Annotated in this window: 16 protein-coding genes and 1 other RNA gene; 2 read left to right on the top strand and 15 right to left on the bottom strand. The window is 34.7% G+C overall.

Going from position 1 to position 16,043, the window contains the following annotated elements:
- Positions 1–6 precede the first annotated feature (6 nt).
- The 4 genes from rnpB to MUA88_RS06180 all read right to left on the bottom strand — a co-directional run bounded on the left by rnpB (position 7) and on the right by MUA88_RS06180 (position 1,654).
- Positions 7–387, bottom strand: an RNA gene (gene rnpB, locus MUA88_RS06195) — RNase P RNA component class B.
- Between the two features lie 41 nt (positions 388–428).
- The gene (gpsB, locus tag MUA88_RS06190) at positions 429–761 is read right to left on the bottom strand and encodes a cell division regulator GpsB (protein WP_262605128.1); all 333 of its coding nucleotides are present in this window, start codon (positions 759–761) and stop codon (positions 429–431) included.
- A 19-nt stretch (positions 762–780) separates the two neighbouring features.
- Positions 781–1,338: an SLOG family protein gene (locus tag MUA88_RS06185; RefSeq protein ID WP_262603323.1), complete on the bottom strand. Its 558-nt coding sequence runs from the start codon at positions 1,336–1,338 to the stop codon at positions 781–783.
- On the bottom strand, positions 1,331–1,654 hold the full coding sequence (locus MUA88_RS06180) for a DUF1798 family protein (protein WP_262603322.1): 324 nt from the start codon (positions 1,652–1,654) through the stop codon (positions 1,331–1,333). Before MUA88_RS06180 ends, MUA88_RS06185 begins: the two co-directional genes overlap by 8 nt.
- Positions 1,655–1,849: 195 nt before the next feature.
- On the opposite strand from MUA88_RS06180, the gene recU reads away from it, so the two are divergent.
- Both recU and MUA88_RS06170 read left to right on the top strand, forming a co-directional pair.
- On the top strand, positions 1,850–2,476 hold the full coding sequence (gene recU / locus MUA88_RS06175; protein ID WP_262603321.1) for a Holliday junction resolvase RecU: 627 nt from the start codon (positions 1,850–1,852) through the stop codon (positions 2,474–2,476).
- On the top strand, positions 2,473–4,686 hold the full coding sequence (locus MUA88_RS06170; RefSeq protein ID WP_262603320.1) for a transglycosylase domain-containing protein: 2,214 nt from the start codon (positions 2,473–2,475) through the stop codon (positions 4,684–4,686). The genes recU and MUA88_RS06170 overlap by 4 nt, the downstream gene beginning before the upstream one ends.
- 81 nt (positions 4,687–4,767) lie before the next feature.
- Here MUA88_RS06170 and MUA88_RS06165 read toward each other — a convergent pair whose 3' ends face one another.
- The 11 genes from MUA88_RS06165 to MUA88_RS06115 form a co-directional block, all read right to left on the bottom strand.
- Entirely contained in the window at positions 4,768–5,088 is a 321-nt protein-coding gene (locus MUA88_RS06165) for a YpoC family protein (RefSeq protein WP_262603319.1), read from the bottom strand.
- Positions 5,085–5,759 (bottom strand): endonuclease III, encoded by a 675-nt coding sequence (gene nth / locus MUA88_RS06160; protein WP_262605232.1) that lies wholly within the window; start codon positions 5,757–5,759, stop codon positions 5,085–5,087. The genes MUA88_RS06165 and nth overlap by 4 nt, the downstream gene beginning before the upstream one ends.
- Positions 5,749–6,438 (bottom strand): DnaD domain-containing protein, encoded by a 690-nt coding sequence (locus MUA88_RS06155; protein ID WP_262605231.1) that lies wholly within the window; start codon positions 6,436–6,438, stop codon positions 5,749–5,751. Before MUA88_RS06155 ends, nth begins: the two co-directional genes overlap by 11 nt.
- Before the next feature lie 183 nt (positions 6,439–6,621).
- Positions 6,622–7,914, bottom strand: a complete 1,293-nt coding sequence (asnS, locus tag MUA88_RS06150; RefSeq protein ID WP_262603317.1) for an asparagine--tRNA ligase — start codon at positions 7,912–7,914, stop codon at positions 6,622–6,624.
- A gap of 96 nt (positions 7,915–8,010) precedes the next feature.
- Positions 8,011–10,713, bottom strand: a complete 2,703-nt coding sequence (locus MUA88_RS06145; protein WP_262605230.1) for a helicase C-terminal domain-containing protein — start codon at positions 10,711–10,713, stop codon at positions 8,011–8,013.
- 29 nt (positions 10,714–10,742) lie between these two features.
- The gene (locus tag MUA88_RS06140) at positions 10,743–11,717 is read right to left on the bottom strand and encodes a biotin--[acetyl-CoA-carboxylase] ligase (RefSeq protein WP_262605229.1); all 975 of its coding nucleotides are present in this window, start codon (positions 11,715–11,717) and stop codon (positions 10,743–10,745) included.
- Positions 11,701–12,912 carry a CCA tRNA nucleotidyltransferase gene (locus tag MUA88_RS06135; RefSeq protein ID WP_262605228.1) on the bottom strand — a complete coding sequence of 404 codons (1,212 nt, stop codon included), beginning with the start codon at positions 12,910–12,912 and terminating at the stop codon, positions 11,701–11,703. The genes MUA88_RS06140 and MUA88_RS06135 overlap by 17 nt, the downstream gene beginning before the upstream one ends.
- Positions 12,905–14,038 carry an N-acetyl-alpha-D-glucosaminyl L-malate synthase BshA gene (gene bshA / locus MUA88_RS06130; RefSeq protein ID WP_262605227.1) on the bottom strand — a complete coding sequence of 378 codons (1,134 nt, stop codon included), beginning with the start codon at positions 14,036–14,038 and terminating at the stop codon, positions 12,905–12,907. Before bshA ends, MUA88_RS06135 begins: the two co-directional genes overlap by 8 nt.
- Before the next feature lie 13 nt (positions 14,039–14,051).
- Positions 14,052–14,372, bottom strand: coding sequence for a nucleotide pyrophosphohydrolase (locus tag MUA88_RS06125; RefSeq protein ID WP_262603312.1), 321 nt, complete (start codon positions 14,370–14,372; stop codon positions 14,052–14,054).
- Positions 14,373–14,700: 328 nt separating this feature from the next.
- Positions 14,701–15,396: a zinc metallopeptidase gene (locus MUA88_RS06120; protein WP_262603311.1), complete on the bottom strand. Its 696-nt coding sequence runs from the start codon at positions 15,394–15,396 to the stop codon at positions 14,701–14,703.
- A gap of 51 nt (positions 15,397–15,447) precedes the next feature.
- Positions 15,448–16,035 carry a DUF1405 domain-containing protein gene (locus MUA88_RS06115; RefSeq protein ID WP_262605226.1) on the bottom strand — a complete coding sequence of 196 codons (588 nt, stop codon included), beginning with the start codon at positions 16,033–16,035 and terminating at the stop codon, positions 15,448–15,450.
- Positions 16,036–16,043: the final 8 nt, after the last annotated feature.

Below are 16,043 nucleotides of genomic sequence, written 5' to 3'. Positions count from 1 at the left end.
TAATATTTCTATAAGCCATGTTCTGTACCTTAGTACTATCACGTGCACTAGTTGCACTCGTACGCTGGTGATAATCATCTGTCTAAAGTATCATTTAATACTTTCTCGTTTATGCGTTGAATTCCGCTAAACAAGTGCTCCTACCAAATTTGGATTGCTCACTCGAGGGGTTTACCGCGTTCCACCTCTAATATTTCTATTAGAGCTACGTCACTGTGGCACTTTCAAACTATTATAACCTTATCCGGAGACTTAGGTTAATTCGTTGCCGTCAATTTACATTGCCTTGACTTATGGTTTCATCAAGCACGAACACTACAATCATCTCAGATTGTGTGAGCATGGACTTTCCTCTATAAATCATATTTATAGCGATTACCCAAAATATTACTTCAAAATTATATCATCTCAGTGATTAAAAGCAATGATTATTTGCCAAACACTGCTTTCTCTAAATTAGAAATACGCTTCAAAATATCTGCGTTACTATTTTGTACACCTTGACTTGAAAAAGCCTTACTTTCTTGTGAACGACCTGAAGCAACTCGTAAGCGTAAATCTTCAATTTCTTTTTTTAGTTTTTGATTTTCTTCAGATAGTTTTACTACTTGACTGTTTAAGTCCGCCATTTTTTGATAATCCACAATGATATCATCTAAAAATGCATCCACTTCTTCAGGACGATAACCGCGAACGACTGTTTTTTCGAAGTCTTTTTCATAAATATCTTTTGCTGATAATTTTAATGAAACATCTGACATATGCGTCACCTCACTTGATTCATAGTTCATTTGTCCACTGTAATTCATCGATAAAACTTGTAATTTCATCGAATGTCACAACATCACAAGTATAGTTTGTTTGTGCCATAAAATCAACTAGCTTCTTTTTGAAAAACTTAGGACTCGCTTCTTGTTCTTCATCATAAATTAAAATAGTCATATCAGTGTGTTCTAACATAAATTGATCAGCGGCTTGAAATTGATGTGGGCCTTCATAATCTGTATGATACACAGCATTTATATAATCAGCTTCTGCAGCAATTGATTGGTATTGAATTTGTTGTGCTTCACGCCACTTCGATGTGTGGTTCTGAAATGGTGCAATAATACCTAATTTAAGATCAGGATATGTTTCTTTTAATTCAATGACACAGGAAGCTGTCCACATTTCAATGCCTAATTGGCCTTGTATCAGTATCCATTCAAGACCTTCCTCAAGATAGCTGATAAGCTTTTGTTTAATGAAGGCTTTTAAGTAATAAACTTCTTTGGCATCTTCTTTGAAAATATTAAGTTCATAAGGTTTATATCCTGTCACATAAATTGATTTATACATGACCATTTTCCACCTGTCGTTGAATAGTTAGGAGATCGTGTTTTATTGTTTTAAGTTGGTCGAAAAATTGTTTCTTACTCGTTCGTTTATCATGGCAAGATACAGATAATGGCTGTATTAAAGATTCAATACGTGAACGCTGTGTAAAAAACAGATTTGTAGATTGATGCATTAAATGAATGTGATCATCAATCAATTTTGTAAAAGGGACAATATCTTTTTCAAAATCAAAATGGTGGTCTTCTCTAGCCATATGAAATTTTGTTTCAATTAACGATACATCATCTAACAATAATGACCAAATTGAATTCTCCATGAAATCACCTACCAATTTTATTATATCGTACCATAAATTGTGACAAAACATGATAACACCATGCTTTGGGGTAACAGAGATGGGTTATCTATGTTACAATAATGTCAGTTTATGAATCTTATTATATTTTTTAACTTTCATAAACCATCTATCCATTATGTTTCATTACATAAAAGATGGAATGTAGGTGAGACTATGAATTATCCAAATGGTAAGCCTTTTAGACAAAATAAGACTCAAGTCGGAAGTCAAAACCAGGCACAATCCCGTACGATTAAATATGGTGGACGTGGTATGTCGTTGGAAAAAGATATTGAACGTTCGAATAAGCATTATTTGAATATTCATCTCGCAGCCATACACAAAAAACCAACACCTGTTCAAATTGTACATGTGGATTATCCTAAACGGAGTCAGGCTGTCATTAAAGAGGCTTACTTTAGAACGCCTTCAACAACAGATTATAATGGTATTTATCGAGGATTCCATGTTGATTTTGAAGCGAAAGAGACAAAAAATAAAACATCATTCCCTCTACAAAATATTCATGCACATCAAATTGAACATATGCGTGAAGTCGACAGACATGGAGGCATTACTTTTCTTTTACTTAGGTTTAAAGGAAGAGATGAAACGTATCTTTTGTCTTTTAAAAAGCTGATTATTTTTTGGGAACGGTATATAAATGGGACCAAAAAGTCAATATCTGTTGAAGAAGTGCAAAAAAATGGTTACTATATTCCCTATCAGTATCAACCAAGATTAGACTATCTTAAAGCAGTTGATAAGTTGATATTAGATGAAAGTGAGGACCGCGTATGACGGAAAAAAAAGCGGCTTCTAATGGTTCTAAACAGAAGTCCGGTAAAAAAAAGAATAGAAATATTAAGCGCACAGTCATTAAGGTGATCAGTTTCTGTATTTTAGCTTTTGTAATACTCGCCTTAATCGGTGTCTTACTCTTTGCTTATTATGCATGGAAAGCACCTGCTTTTAATGAAGCGAAGTTACAAGATCCGAGTCCAGCTAAGATATATGATCAGAATGATTCACTTGTTAAAACGCTTGATAATGGTGCCAGACGTGAACACGTTGATTTAAAAGATGTACCAGATCAATTGAAAGCTGCTGTGCTTGCTACAGAGGACAATCGATTTTATGATCATGGTGCTTTAGACTATAAACGTCTATTTGGTGCAGTCATTAAAAATGTGACTGGTGGATTTGGTTCACAAGGTGCGTCAACATTAACGCAGCAAGTTGTAAAACGAACATTTTTAACCGATCAAAAATCCATTGAACGTAAGGCGCAGGAAGCATATCTCTCTTATCGTCTTGAGCAAGAATATTCAAAAGATGAGATCTTCCAAATGTATCTAAACAAAATCTATTATTCTGATGGTGTTTATGGTGTGAAAGCAGCTGCTAAATATTACTTCAACAAAGATCTAAGTGAGTTAAATTTAGCTGAAACAGCGTATCTTGCTGGTCTTCCACAAGTACCGAACACGTATAACATTTATGACTATCCAGAAGAAGCGGAAAAACGTAAAGATACCGTACTTTATTTAATGAATTATCACAACCGTATCAGTGATAAAGCAATGAAGGAGGCACAGGATACATCAATTACTGAGAATTTGGTTGATCGATCTGCAGAAGAACGTGAAATCAAACCAGACGATAGTAAACAACAGTATGATTCTTACATCAACTTTGTAAAACAAGAATTGATGAACCATGAAGAATTCAAAGGTCGTAACTTATCTGAAATTCTAAACAGTGGTATTAAGATTTATACACATATGGATTCTGATGTACAAACAGCACTTCAAAGTCGTATTGATAATGGTGGCTACTATAAGAATGATGAGCAACAAGTTGCAGCAACAATTGTTGATAGTAAAAGCGGTTCACTTGCAGCGATTTCTGGTGGACGTGATTATAAAGATGTTGTTCAACGTAACCAAGCAACAGACGTACACCCTACTGGTTCATCATTAAAACCATTCTTAGCGTATGCACCTGCGATTGACAACTTCCAATGGGCTACGAACCACTCTGTACAAGATGAATCTGTATATTATGTAGATGGTGGCGCATTCCGAAACTATGACCAAAACAGTCATGGCGTTGTTACAATTTATGATGCATTGCGACAAAGTTTTAACATTCCAGCCTTAAAAACTTGGCAAACAGTTAAAGAGTATGCTGGTGACAGCGCTCCTACAGACTTTGCGGCTAAAGTAGGTTTAGAATATGAGAACCCAAATATTGGTCCTTCTGAAGTATTAGGTGGATCTTCATCAGAATTCTCACCAGTTCAATTAGCTTCAGCTTATGCATCATTTGCAAATGGTGGTACGTATAACAAGGCACACTCTATTAAAAAAGTAGTAGAGCCTAATGGTAATACGATTGAATTTGAACATACAAGTCATAAAGCAATGAATGATTACACAGCTTATATGATTACTCAAATCTTAGAAGGTACATTTGATACTTATGGTTCAGCCTATGGTAATGGCGTTCCAGGTGTGAATGTTGCTGCTAAGACAGGTACTGGTACTTATGGAGATGAAACATATGCACAATACAGTCTCCCAAGTTCAGCTGCTAAAGATGTTTGGATTTCAGGTTATACACCACGTTATGCAATGTCTGTTTGGATGGGCTTCGGCAAAGTAAAAGAATATGGCGAAAACTCATTCGTTGGAAGTGGTGAACAAAAACTACCACAATACTTATTCAGAGATGTTATGAGTGATATTAATCCACAAGATGGTTTAGATTTTGACCGCCCTTCTTCTGTTGGTGGTAGTGGACGTAGCTTATATGTAGCACAAGCTCCAGATGGTAATGTAACAAGTAACTTTACTGAATCAAGTGGTGGTACAAATAGTAATTCCAACAAAAACCAAAATGGACAAAACTTAAGTAATTCAAACAACCAAGGACAAAGTAACAACAATAGCAATAATAATAACAATAGCGGTGGCTTTTTCAGCAACCTCTTTGGTGGTAATAACTAAGCACAAAAAGGACAGCATTTTAAATGTTGTCCTTTTTGTGTGTCATTGTATAAAAAAACAACTGATTAAGGTGCATCTTAATCAGTTGTTTTTTGCACGATATGCGGCATTCATTTTTATCAATTCAGATTTTAATGTTTTCATTTGTTGATAGCCCATATAATGGTGTTTACGTTCTTGAATGTATTCGAGGCGTTCATCAAAGTTGAATGGAACGATTTTCAATGTATTTAGCGGTGCTTCTGATATATCTTGAATATCATTAATGAAACAAAAATAGTTTATGAGTAGCTGATAATAATCATCGAGTGGTTGAAGACTCTGAGCCTTACCAATTTTTCGAGATTTTGCTAAAACATCTAAGTGGCCCTCTATTTCTGTCATTTTATCTAAAATGCTCATACACTTGCCCCTCCTTCTAGTCGTATAGCCGCACGATAGCGTTTTTGACCTTCACGACAATCTTCAAACAATGGGCAAGCATCACATTTTGGCTTTTTCGCTAAACAATGATAACGTCCGAAAAAGATAAGTTGATGGTGGCTTTTCGTCCATCGTACTTTAGGTATAATGGATGTTAACTTACGCTCAACTTCAGTGACACTATCCTTCCAACGACAAATGCCGAGTCGTTTTGAAACACGCTCAACATGTGTGTCTACAGCAAGTGCAGGTTCACCAAATGCCACACTCATCACAACATTCGCTGTTTTTTGCCCTACGCCAGCTAATCCCACTAATTTCGCATGATCATTTGGAACTTCACCATTATATTGTTCAATTAATGAACGACATAACTTTTGAATGTTTTTAGCTTTATTTCGATATAAGCCGATTGATCGTATATCATTTTGTAATTCCTCTAACGGAACAGCTAAATAATCTTCAGGGGTGTGATATTTTTGAAATAATGTTTTTGTCACTTTATTTACAGTATTATCCGTGCATTGTGCAGATAATACGACAGCGATGGTGAGTTCAAATGGATTGTCATGAATCAATTCACATTCTGCATCGGGAAACATACCATCAATGACATCTATCATCTCTAGTGCTTTCTTTTTACTGATCAAATGGGTTTTCTCCTTTCAACCAATCAAATTTTGGGAAGTTCTCAATCTTCTTAACAACGGGTTGCTGTTTATTAAATTTTGCACGAATTGTTTTCGCATCATTCACTGTACGTACATTATTTTTTTCCCAATTCAATAAGATTCGATCTACATATTTAAGACTGGTTTTATTATGTGCGAGTGCTTCATCAACAGCTGCATTGATAATGGTGAAATCATACTGATTAACATCTAACCATTTGTTTAATGTTTCATATTCAATGGGAGATAATGTTCTGCCAAAACCTTGTTCAATTTTTTGAAAAAGTGACTTAAATGCTTGTTTTTTATCCATTTTCTCGTTATTTGATTCAATGTTTTCAAGAACTTGGCAAAGTGCTTCATAGAAACCATCTAAGTTAATATATTCACTTAATTTTCCATCATGATTCTTCTCTACTCTCATTTCTAGTAGCCCGAGTTGAATCAGCTTCTGAATGATCATTGTTACTTCAGAACCCTGCATAGTTGTTCCCTTTTGTAACTGATCGATCGGTGGTTGTTCATTACTGACTTCATAAGCATATAAAATTTTCATTAAAATAATAAGTTCAGATTCATTAAGTCCGAGATCTGAATAATGTTCTAAAAGTTCATAACGACATACAAAAGGTCGTGTTTTTAATTCATGAATATTCAATGGATTCACCTTCTTATTTCACGTATGCATTCATATCATAACTTATTTTGACATGACTTGATAGCAATTGATTTGAAGATGACATGTCATTGTAAAACCCATTGAAAACGTAAAAGCTGCTTTCAATGGGTTGATATATCATCTATAAACATTATAAAGAGAGTGCTTCTTTATGTTAGTTTCTTATGGGTATAATCTGTTTAATAAACGTGGGAATGGTGATGTTTCACGAACGTGTTCAACACCAGAAATCCAAGCCACTGTTCTTTCTAAGCCTAAACCAAATCCACTGTGTGGTACACTACCATATTTACGTAAATCTAGGTAATATTGATAGCTTTCTGGGTCTAAGTTGTGTGCATTAATACGTGATTCTAATAGTTCTAAATCATTGATACGCTCAGAACCACCAATGATTTCACCATATCCTTCAGGTGCGATTAAATCTGCACATAATACCGTGTCTTCATTTTCTGGGTTTGGTTGCATATAGAATGGTTTAATTTTTGTTGGATAGTTGACGATAAATACAGGTAAATCATAGTGATTTGCAATTGCTGTTTCGTGAGGTGCGCCAAAGTCATCTCCCCACTCGATATCATCGAATCCTGCTTCATGTAAGAATGTAATGGCATCATCATACGTGATACGTGGGAATGGTGCAACCACTTTTTCAAGTTTTGATGTGTCACGATCTAATACTTTCAGTTCAAGTGCACAATTTTTAAGTACAGATTGAACCACAAATGAAACATAAGCTTCTTGTACTTCTAAACTTTCAGCATGGTTTGTGAATGCCATTTCAGGTTCAATCATCCAGAACTCAATTAAATGACGACGTGTTTTTGATTTTTCAGCACGGAATGTTGGGCCGAATGAGAATACTTTGCCGTGTGCCATAGCGGCAGCTTCCATATAAAGTTGACCACTTTGTGATAGGAACGCATCTTCATCAAAGTATTTTGTATGGAATAATTCACTTGTTCCTTCAGGTGCGCTTGCTGTTAAGATTGGTGGGTCCACTTTTGTGAAACCATTGTCGTTGAAAAATTCATAAGTCGCACGGATGATTTCATTACGAATCTTCATCACAGCGTGTTGTTTTTTAGAACGTAACCACAAGTGACGGTGGTCCATTAAGAATTCTGTACCGTGGCTTTTAGGTGTGATTGGATAGTCATGTGCTTCATGAATGACTTCAATTTCTTTCACTTGCATTTCATAGCCTAAGTCAGAACGTTGATCTTCTGTAATTTCTCCAGTGATATAGATAGAAGATTCTTGCGTAAGAGACTTCGCTGTTTTAAAAATCTCTTCCCCAACTTCTGATTTAACAACAACACCTTGCATAAAGCCTGTACCATCACGTAATTGTAAAAATGCAATCTTACCACTTGAGCGTTTATTGGCAAGCCAAGCGCCAATTGTTACTTCTTTTCCAATATGATTTTTTGCTTCTTTAATAGTTGTTTTCATAAATTAATCTCCTATTTTATTTACTGCTATTATTTTAACAAAACTTAATTGGTACATCTAGCGTTCATAAAAAATTATATAGCATTCGCATAGATTTTAATGTTTAACGACTTGATGGTCGAGCTGTTTAAGACACTTTTCAAAATCATCAATATTCCCTGTCTGTTGATGATAAGGTTCTATGGTTTGTTGGAAAAACGATTTAAATCGACTACTCGTTAAACGATTATCAAATGAAACGATAATGCCCTTATCTTTCTCATTTCTTAACAATCTACCGAGACCTTGTCTAAAACGAGTGACAGCATCAGGTAAAATATAATCTTTAAAAATATTAGAGAATTCGTCTTTTAATAAAAATGGTTTTGTTGCGTGTTGATTCATGAATGGTAGCTTAGCGATCATCACGCATTTTACGCCATTTGCTTGATAGTCGAATCCTTCAAAAAAGCTACTAGTTCCAAGAAGAATAGCTTTTTCAAAATGATTGAATTGCTGGATGATTTTTTGATTTTGACTTTGCTGTTGTGCAAGAATCACATAATCATCAAATAGTTCTATTTCATTGAGATATTCCATGACTGTATAAAGCATCTGATAATTTGTAAATAAAACGAGACACTTACCATTTATGGTCGACACGTAACGCGTAATATATTCAACAATGGTTTGAATATAATTGTCATAATTTTGATAATCAAATGCCTCAATATCATCTGGCAAAAAGAGATAACCGTTATCATATTTTACAGGCTGAGATTGTATTTGATATTGATTAAATGATGTCCCTTCTTTGAACCAGTTTTGAAAGGCTGTAAATGACTGATTAAATGTTAAAGTACCTGAAATAAATGTAAGAGATTTGAATTGTAACAACAATTTTTCAGTTAAAACAGTTTTGACATCCATTTCTTTAATATGCAATCTGATTGTTGCTTTTTGATCCAAATTTTTAAGTGAGATATAAAACACTTTTTGTGCCTTTAACCCTTCTTCAAAAGGTTTCAATTGCGCAACGATATTCAAGAGTTGTTTACGTAATGTTTTGACGGTTTTATGTTTAATCGTTTCAAAATGTAACAGTGTCAGAAGGATCTTCTTGTTTAATTGTTGAATTAGACTTAAAATACCTTCATTTTTTAAGTTGTAGTGAAAATAGCGTTTTGATGATTCATCATTATGTAATTGTTCAGGCTCAATTTGCGAATAAATATTTTCAAACAAAGCTTCATTCATTTCATGTATTTCGCTTATATCCTGTTTGATTGAAAATACATTCATAGGGGCAATGTCTAATTTCCCTTTGATACGCAATTGTTCAAGTTCATCAATTTGGCCAAGCAACTTTTCATTTTCAGTTTTGCCGATAAGACCGAGTTGATATTTAATATCTGCATAGCCTACTTCATGTACAGCACAATCTAAAGCATAGTCAGGTAAACGATGTGCTTCATCCATAATACAATGATTAAATAATTGATAAATCATATTTTCTGAAGATGATCGTAATAAATGTGCATGGTTGGTCACACCAATTTGAATATTCGGTGCTTGTACCTTCATTTGATAATAATAGTCCACATCTCTCCGAACAGGCACATATGTTTCGATTTTTTGATCGAGATACATTTGTACCCCCCCACGTAAATTAAGCTCGTGTACATCGCCTGTATTTGTTTCTAACAACCATACAAGTAATTGAAGTTTGAGTAAGTTTACTTCATAATTATTTGTTTCGTCGCGTAAAATTTGTTGGACTAAGCCTAGTGACATGTAATCTCGTTTACTTTTGATCATGCATGCATTAATATGCGTATTTAAAGCTTTATTAAGGAGTGGTATATCATTCTCCAGCAATTGGTGTTGTAACAACTTTGTATTGGTCGAAATCATTACATGTTCTTCTGTTTCTAGATAATACATGACAGCTGCTAATAAGTATGCCAATGACTTACCACTACCTGTTTCCGCCTCAATCAGTGCATTCTCGTTATGCAAGAGTTGATTGTGAATAACTTCTGCCAGGTAGCGTTGATCTTCACGGTATTGATATCCAGCATGATTGATCACTTTTTGATATAAAGTGTTCAAATCACCATCAAAATCAATATGAGACTTTTCTAAGAGACGCATTGGTTTATAAAATATTTGTTCAAATTGTTTTAAATGTGACGAGACAGCTTTTTTTGAAACATGAAGTCGTACAAGTTCAAAGAAATAGTCATGCAAATGAAATTTAAGGTTTTTACTTAAATAATATAACTGCTTTTTCGTTTCAATGGGAAATCGCTCAAACTTTTCGAAGGCATAAAGCATAATTTTTGCCGTTGTCTCAGCATCTTCATCTGCTCGGTGTGCTTGTGTTAAAGGAATATTTAGAGCATCTGCCAGCTCACTTAATTGATAACTTTTTTCTGATGGGAAAGCAATTTTGAACATTTCTAATGTGTCAATCACTCGAGTAGGTTGATAAGTGATATGACATTGTTCAAAGGCAATTTTTAAAAAGTTTAAATCAAAGTTGACATTATGTGCAACGAAAATACAACCTTGTAATTTTTGAAATAATTCATTAGCAATCTCATGAAAATAAGGGGCTTGAGTCAACATGTCATTTTCAATAGCTGTAAGCGCCTGGATAAATGTCGGGATTTCTTTATCTGTTTTAATCATTGATTGGTATTTATCGATGATTTTATGATTTTCAATAAATACGATACCGATTTGAATAATATCATCAGTATAGGCTTGGTTTCCTGTCGTCTCAAGGTCTACGACGGCATATCTCGTTGAATTCATTCTGTCATCCCCCTCCTTTCACAATACGCTTATGGGATTTCAATATCCGCGCTCATAAGGCGGTGAAGATCTCCTTTTTCATCTAATACATATAAAAAGCCGTCATCATCAATTTTTATGACTTTTCCATAAAATTGTTTATCTCCTTCAGTGAAGCGTAGTCGACGATTCCAAATATTTGAAACAGCGATATATTCTTCTTTTATATGACTGAAAGGCTCTGTTAAAAATTGTTCATAGCGTTGCTCAATATTTAAGATAAGATCACGGATAAATATATAAAGCTCAACATCTGTATGACGGTGTTGACGGATACTTGTTGCTTTGAGTGGTACAGATGTGTCAAAGTCATGTTGTTGTTGGTTTACATTGATTCCAATACCACAAATGACTGCTTCGATACCATCTGCATTCGCAATCATTTCTGTTAAAAATCCGCACACTTTATTGTCGCCGATATAAATATCATTTGGCCATTTAATTGAAACTTTTTCATCAACATATTGTTGAATGGTGTGGCAAATAGCTAATGATATAAATAAGTTAAATGTTGTAAGCATTGAAAATGGGATATTGGGACGTAACACAAGTGTCATCCAAATCCCTTTCCCTTTTGAAGATTGCCAAGGGCGTTTGAAACGTCCTTTTCCTGCCGTTTGTTCATCGCTTAAAATCAACATGCTTTCAGAATGATCAATTAACATATGTTTGGCAATATCTTGTGTTGACGCCACTGATTCAAACGTCTCAATGGTTTGAATTAAAGTTTGTTCCTGTAGCAATCCTTGTAAAATACCTTTATACCATGTCATTGGATAAGCATTTAATCGGTGTCCTTTTTTATGAACAGAATCAATAGAGACATCTTCTGATTTAAGTTGATCAATCACTTTTTTAACAGTCATACGTGAAATATTTAGTTGTTCGGCAATCATTTGTCCAGATACATATTCCGGTTGCGCATTCGTTAGCAATTCAAGAATTTGATCACGATATTTCGACATTTTGTTTCACCCATTCAATGATTTCTTGTTCTATATTGGTTACTTTATTTTGAACGACAGCACACTCAGCATATCGCAATGTTTCTTTTAACCAAGGTCCTGCTTTTTTATCAAACACAGTCATCAATATCTTACCATCAACAGCTAATTGTTGGCGGTTTTTAATGGTTAAATCACGCCATATTTCTTCAATGGTTTGGGTATTAAATATCAATGTGGATACTGTTGGAATGCCATTTAATTCTAAAACAGATTGCAAGGATAATAGCTCCAAACAACATGCTTTACCAAAATCATAGATAAATTGGCGTAGTTCATTTTGTGTTGATAATCTTGGTGCTTGTTGGATTGCTCGGAGTAATTGCTCGGCATGCCTGATTTCATCTTTACTGCGTTTTAATTGTCTTGTACTCACAGATTGATTGTTCATTTGGTACATGATGATGGCTAAAAATTGTGGTAATGTCACGGGTGAATGTATACGGACTTTTTGCATATCATAAGCTTTAAAATAAGGAAGAAATTGCCATACATTGATAGACTGTAGTGATTCAAAAGATTTTTCAACAAAAAGACCAGATAATAACTTTTCTAACTCCACCATGATACGTTCTATTGCAAGGTATTCAATATCAGACACTTGTTTCATCATTGCTTCATATGTTTCTGGTGCAATGGAAAAGCCAAGTTGTGATTGAAAACGCAGTCCTCTTAAAATACGTAATGCGTCTTCTTCAAAGCGTTCTATAGGATTTCCTACTGTACGGATGATTTTCTCTTGAATATCATGTTGACCATTAAAATAATCTTTTATCTTAAAATTTTGATCCATGGCTATTGCATTAATTGTAAAGTCACGGCGTTCAACATCTTGATATAGATCTCGTACAAAAGTCACTTCACTTGGACGTCGATGGTCAATGTAGTCTCCTTCAGTACGGAAAGTCGTAATTTCATAATGATCGTCTTGCCATACAACATTGATGGTACCATGTTCTTTCCCAATAGGTATGGTATGATCGAACAGTGCCTCTACTTCATCAGGCATTGCGTTCGTTGTCATATCGATATCATTAATCGGACGTTGCATTAAAAAATCGCGCACTGATCCCCCTACAAAATATGCCTCGTATCCATGATCAACAAGCTGCTGCATCACTGGCAATGCAGCATTAAATTTTTCTTTCTCATGCATGATTAATGTCTCCAATCATTTCACGATATTGTGCTTCATACTGATCAGCGATAATTGAAGAATGGAAGCGTTCAGTCACATCTTTAATCATATTTTGTTGTAATGTCTTGTATAGCTTTGGATCTGACAATAACTTCAAGGCATATTCAGCTGCTTTTTCACTGTCACCCACTTCTACTAAATAACCCGTTTCCCCATGTTTAATGACTTCTTTAATACCACCAGCATAAGTACCAATTGGAACAACCCCAGTTGTCATAGCTTCAAGTAGTGTTAAACCAAAACTTTCTTTTTCACTCATTAGGAGTACTAGGTCTGATATTTGATAGAAATTGCTCACACAATCTTGTTTTCCTAAGAATAAAACATCATCAAGTATGTTTAAGTCACGTGCCTTTTCACGCATATCCAGCAGTTCCGGACCATCTCCAATAAGTAATAGTTTTGCTTTTGTTTCTTGTCGTATGAGATTAAACGTATCAAGAATTGTATCAATCCGTTTGACTTTACGGAAATTTGAAACATGAATAATGACCTTCTCATCATCAGGAATGCCATAGCTAGCCTTTAATTCAGGTTGATATTCTGTTGGGAATTCTGATTCACGTACAAAATTATAAATCGGCACAATATCTTTATTAGGCTGAATGATTTCATACGTTTCATCTTTCAATGATTGGCTAACGCTTGTGACAACATCACTTTGTTCAATACCGAATTTGATGGCATTTCGCAAAGCATGATCATATCCTAATACAGTAATATCAGTCCCATGTAATGTCGTCATGATCTTAATATCTTTACCCGACATTTGTCGCGCAAGAATACCGCATATCGCATGTGGTATTGCATAATGCATATGCAGGACATCAAGATCATATTCATTGATGACATTTGCAATTTTCGTACTTAAAGAGATGTCATATGGTGGATATTGAAAAACTGCATATTGGTTCACATCAACTTGGTGAAACGTGATGTTCGGAATCGGTTTATTGAGTCTAAATGGCATATTTGACGTGATGAAGTGAACTTCATGACCACGTTCAGCCATCAAGATGCCTAACTCAGTTGCAATAACACCTGACCCCCCGATAGATGGATAGCAAGTAATCCCTATTTTCATGAAAAGACCTCCTTTATTTTCTTTCAAAACGATCTTTATCACGTGTATTAAACTTGTGCATCGTCTGATTAAAACTTTCTGTCATATCAATATTTAATGAATTGGCAATACAAAGTAATACAAATAGATTATCGCCTAATTCTGCTTCAATTGTATTCGCTGCTTCACTTTCTTTTTTTTGTTTTTCTCCGTAATAATGATTGATTTCACGTGCAAGTTCGCCGACTTCCTCAGTCATGCGTGCTAAGTTAGCGAGTGGTGAAAAATACCCCGCTTTAAATTGTGAAATATAAGCATCTACTTCTTGTTGCATATCATACATAGATTTTGACATGATACGACCTCTTTCTTTTAAGCATTCTCTTTTATGATACATGTATATGGCGCCTTGGGCAATTCTTGAAGCTTATTGAAACAAATAAAAAATTGGGGAAAGAATCTTTAAGATTTGTATCGTTCTGAGAGGTTATTAAAAGTGAAGATTAATATGAAGAAAGTGTTGGAGATGTATTTTGTGGTTGAGCCATTATATATTTGTGTACTTGGAAATCAATTTAGATCGCTGTTCGAGTTCTACTCAATTTCAAGTGTTCCCTTCAAAATCTCAACCTCTGTTTTTAAAACATAAAAAAGCTGAAACCATTTCGTTTCAGCTTTTAAGACTATTCTTGTGAACGTGCAAGTAAGATAAAGCGTAATAGCTCAGCTACCGCTACAGCTGTTGCTGCAACATATGTCATAGCTGCTGCACGTAACACACGTCCTGCATGTTTGTATTCTTTTTCATTTACAATTTGCATTTTTTTGATTTGGTTCATGGCACGTTTACTTGCATCAAACTCAACTGGTAAAGTAACAATTGAGAATAACACTGCAAACGCCATTAAGAAAATACCAATCCATAATGCTGAAGTTCCAAAAGCACTATTCATTGCAGTCAAAACAACGCCCATCATAATAAAGATATATGATAATGAGCTACCTAAGTTTGCAACTGGAACAAGTGCTGAACGGAAACGTAAGAAGAAATACCCTTCATAATGTTGAATGGCATGTCCAACTTCATGAGCCGCAATGGCTGTACCCGCTACACTTGGACGACTATAGTTTGCCGGTGATAAAACGACAACTTTATTCTTTGGATCGTAATGGTCTGTTAAAAAGCCATTACCTTCTTTAACATCTACATCATGTATACCATTTGCATGTAATATTTCTAATGCAACTTCTCTTCCTGTCTTACCACTAGTTGATCTTACTTTTGAGTATTTTTCATAGTTAGATTTTACACTGTGTTGTGCATACATTGGAAGAATCATAATGATGGCAAAATATACTATCATTGAAACTAAAGACATGTTGTTCACTCCTTTTGTTATATTTTACGTGGTTCATGTATAAGGGTCAAACTATTTACTTGTACGCTGTTTGATTTTTAAAATGACATACAGAAGCGGTATCATTGATAACCAAAATGCAATATATCCAATAATATTTTCATAACTTGCTAATGAGCCATAAACCGGATATTGATGGAAGACATAATCAATCACATCATTATGAATCACCCATATCATTGTTAAAGCAAGGCTACCATACGTAAAGCAAAACCTCGGTAAAAATATCAATGCTTGAATGGCCATCACACCGTGAGACATAATGAGCATGACACCTGTAATATAGATCGTATTGTCTTCATAAAATAACATGAAGTTCATAATGACAGCCCATATGCCATATTTAAATAAAGTAACAAAAGCCAGCGTATCGATGATGGCTGATTGCTTATTCATGATGAATAATAGTAAACTGATTGATAAAAAAAGTGTCGCAGTTGGACTGTCAGGTACAAATGGCCAAAAATACCAAGGTGTTTGTGATAGTTGTGAGTCATACCAAATGTATCCATATATCGTTCCTAAGACATTACAGAAAAGTATAAAATATAAAAATGGCTTATAAAACAGGAATGCACGTATAAGTTCTTTAAGAGACATAAATGATA

The organism is Staphylococcus sp. IVB6240 (assembly GCF_025558425.1).
In the GTDB taxonomy this organism is placed as follows: Bacteria; Bacillota; Bacilli; order Staphylococcales; family Staphylococcaceae; genus Staphylococcus.
Note: the sequence above shows the minus strand (reverse complement) of the source record. Positions and strands in the feature narration are given on the sequence as shown.

What these genes read in the sequence shown, in the direction of transcription:
- gpsB (WP_262605128.1), bottom strand. Translation starts at nt 761, where the DNA reads ATGTCAGATGTTTCATTAAAATTATCAGCAAAAGATATTTATGAAAAA.
- MUA88_RS06185 (WP_262603323.1), bottom strand. Translation starts at nt 1,338, where the DNA reads ATGTATAAATCAATTTATGTGACAGGATATAAACCTTATGAACTTAAT.
- MUA88_RS06180 (WP_262603322.1), bottom strand. Translation starts at nt 1,654, where the DNA reads ATGGAGAATTCAATTTGGTCATTATTGTTAGATGATGTATCGTTAATT.
- recU (WP_262603321.1), top strand. Translation starts at nt 1,850, where the DNA reads ATGAATTATCCAAATGGTAAGCCTTTTAGACAAAATAAGACTCAAGTC.
- MUA88_RS06170 (WP_262603320.1), top strand. Translation starts at nt 2,473, where the DNA reads ATGACGGAAAAAAAAGCGGCTTCTAATGGTTCTAAACAGAAGTCCGGT.
- MUA88_RS06165 (WP_262603319.1), bottom strand. Translation starts at nt 5,088, where the DNA reads ATGAGCATTTTAGATAAAATGACAGAAATAGAGGGCCACTTAGATGTT.
- asnS (WP_262603317.1), bottom strand. Translation starts at nt 7,914, where the DNA reads ATGAAAACAACTATTAAAGAAGCAAAAAATCATATTGGAAAAGAAGTA.
- MUA88_RS06145 (WP_262605230.1), bottom strand. Translation starts at nt 10,713, where the DNA reads ATGAATTCAACGAGATATGCCGTCGTAGACCTTGAGACGACAGGAAAC.
- MUA88_RS06140 (WP_262605229.1), bottom strand. Translation starts at nt 11,717, where the DNA reads ATGTCGAAATATCGTGATCAAATTCTTGAATTGCTAACGAATGCGCAA.
- MUA88_RS06135 (WP_262605228.1), bottom strand. Translation starts at nt 12,912, where the DNA reads ATGCATGAGAAAGAAAAATTTAATGCTGCATTGCCAGTGATGCAGCAG.
- bshA (WP_262605227.1), bottom strand. Translation starts at nt 14,038, where the DNA reads ATGAAAATAGGGATTACTTGCTATCCATCTATCGGGGGGTCAGGTGTT.
- MUA88_RS06125 (WP_262603312.1), bottom strand. Translation starts at nt 14,372, where the DNA reads ATGTCAAAATCTATGTATGATATGCAACAAGAAGTAGATGCTTATATT.
- MUA88_RS06120 (WP_262603311.1), bottom strand. Translation starts at nt 15,396, where the DNA reads ATGTCTTTAGTTTCAATGATAGTATATTTTGCCATCATTATGATTCTT.
- MUA88_RS06115 (WP_262605226.1), bottom strand. Translation starts at nt 16,035, where the DNA reads ATGTCTCTTAAAGAACTTATACGTGCATTCCTGTTTTATAAGCCATTT.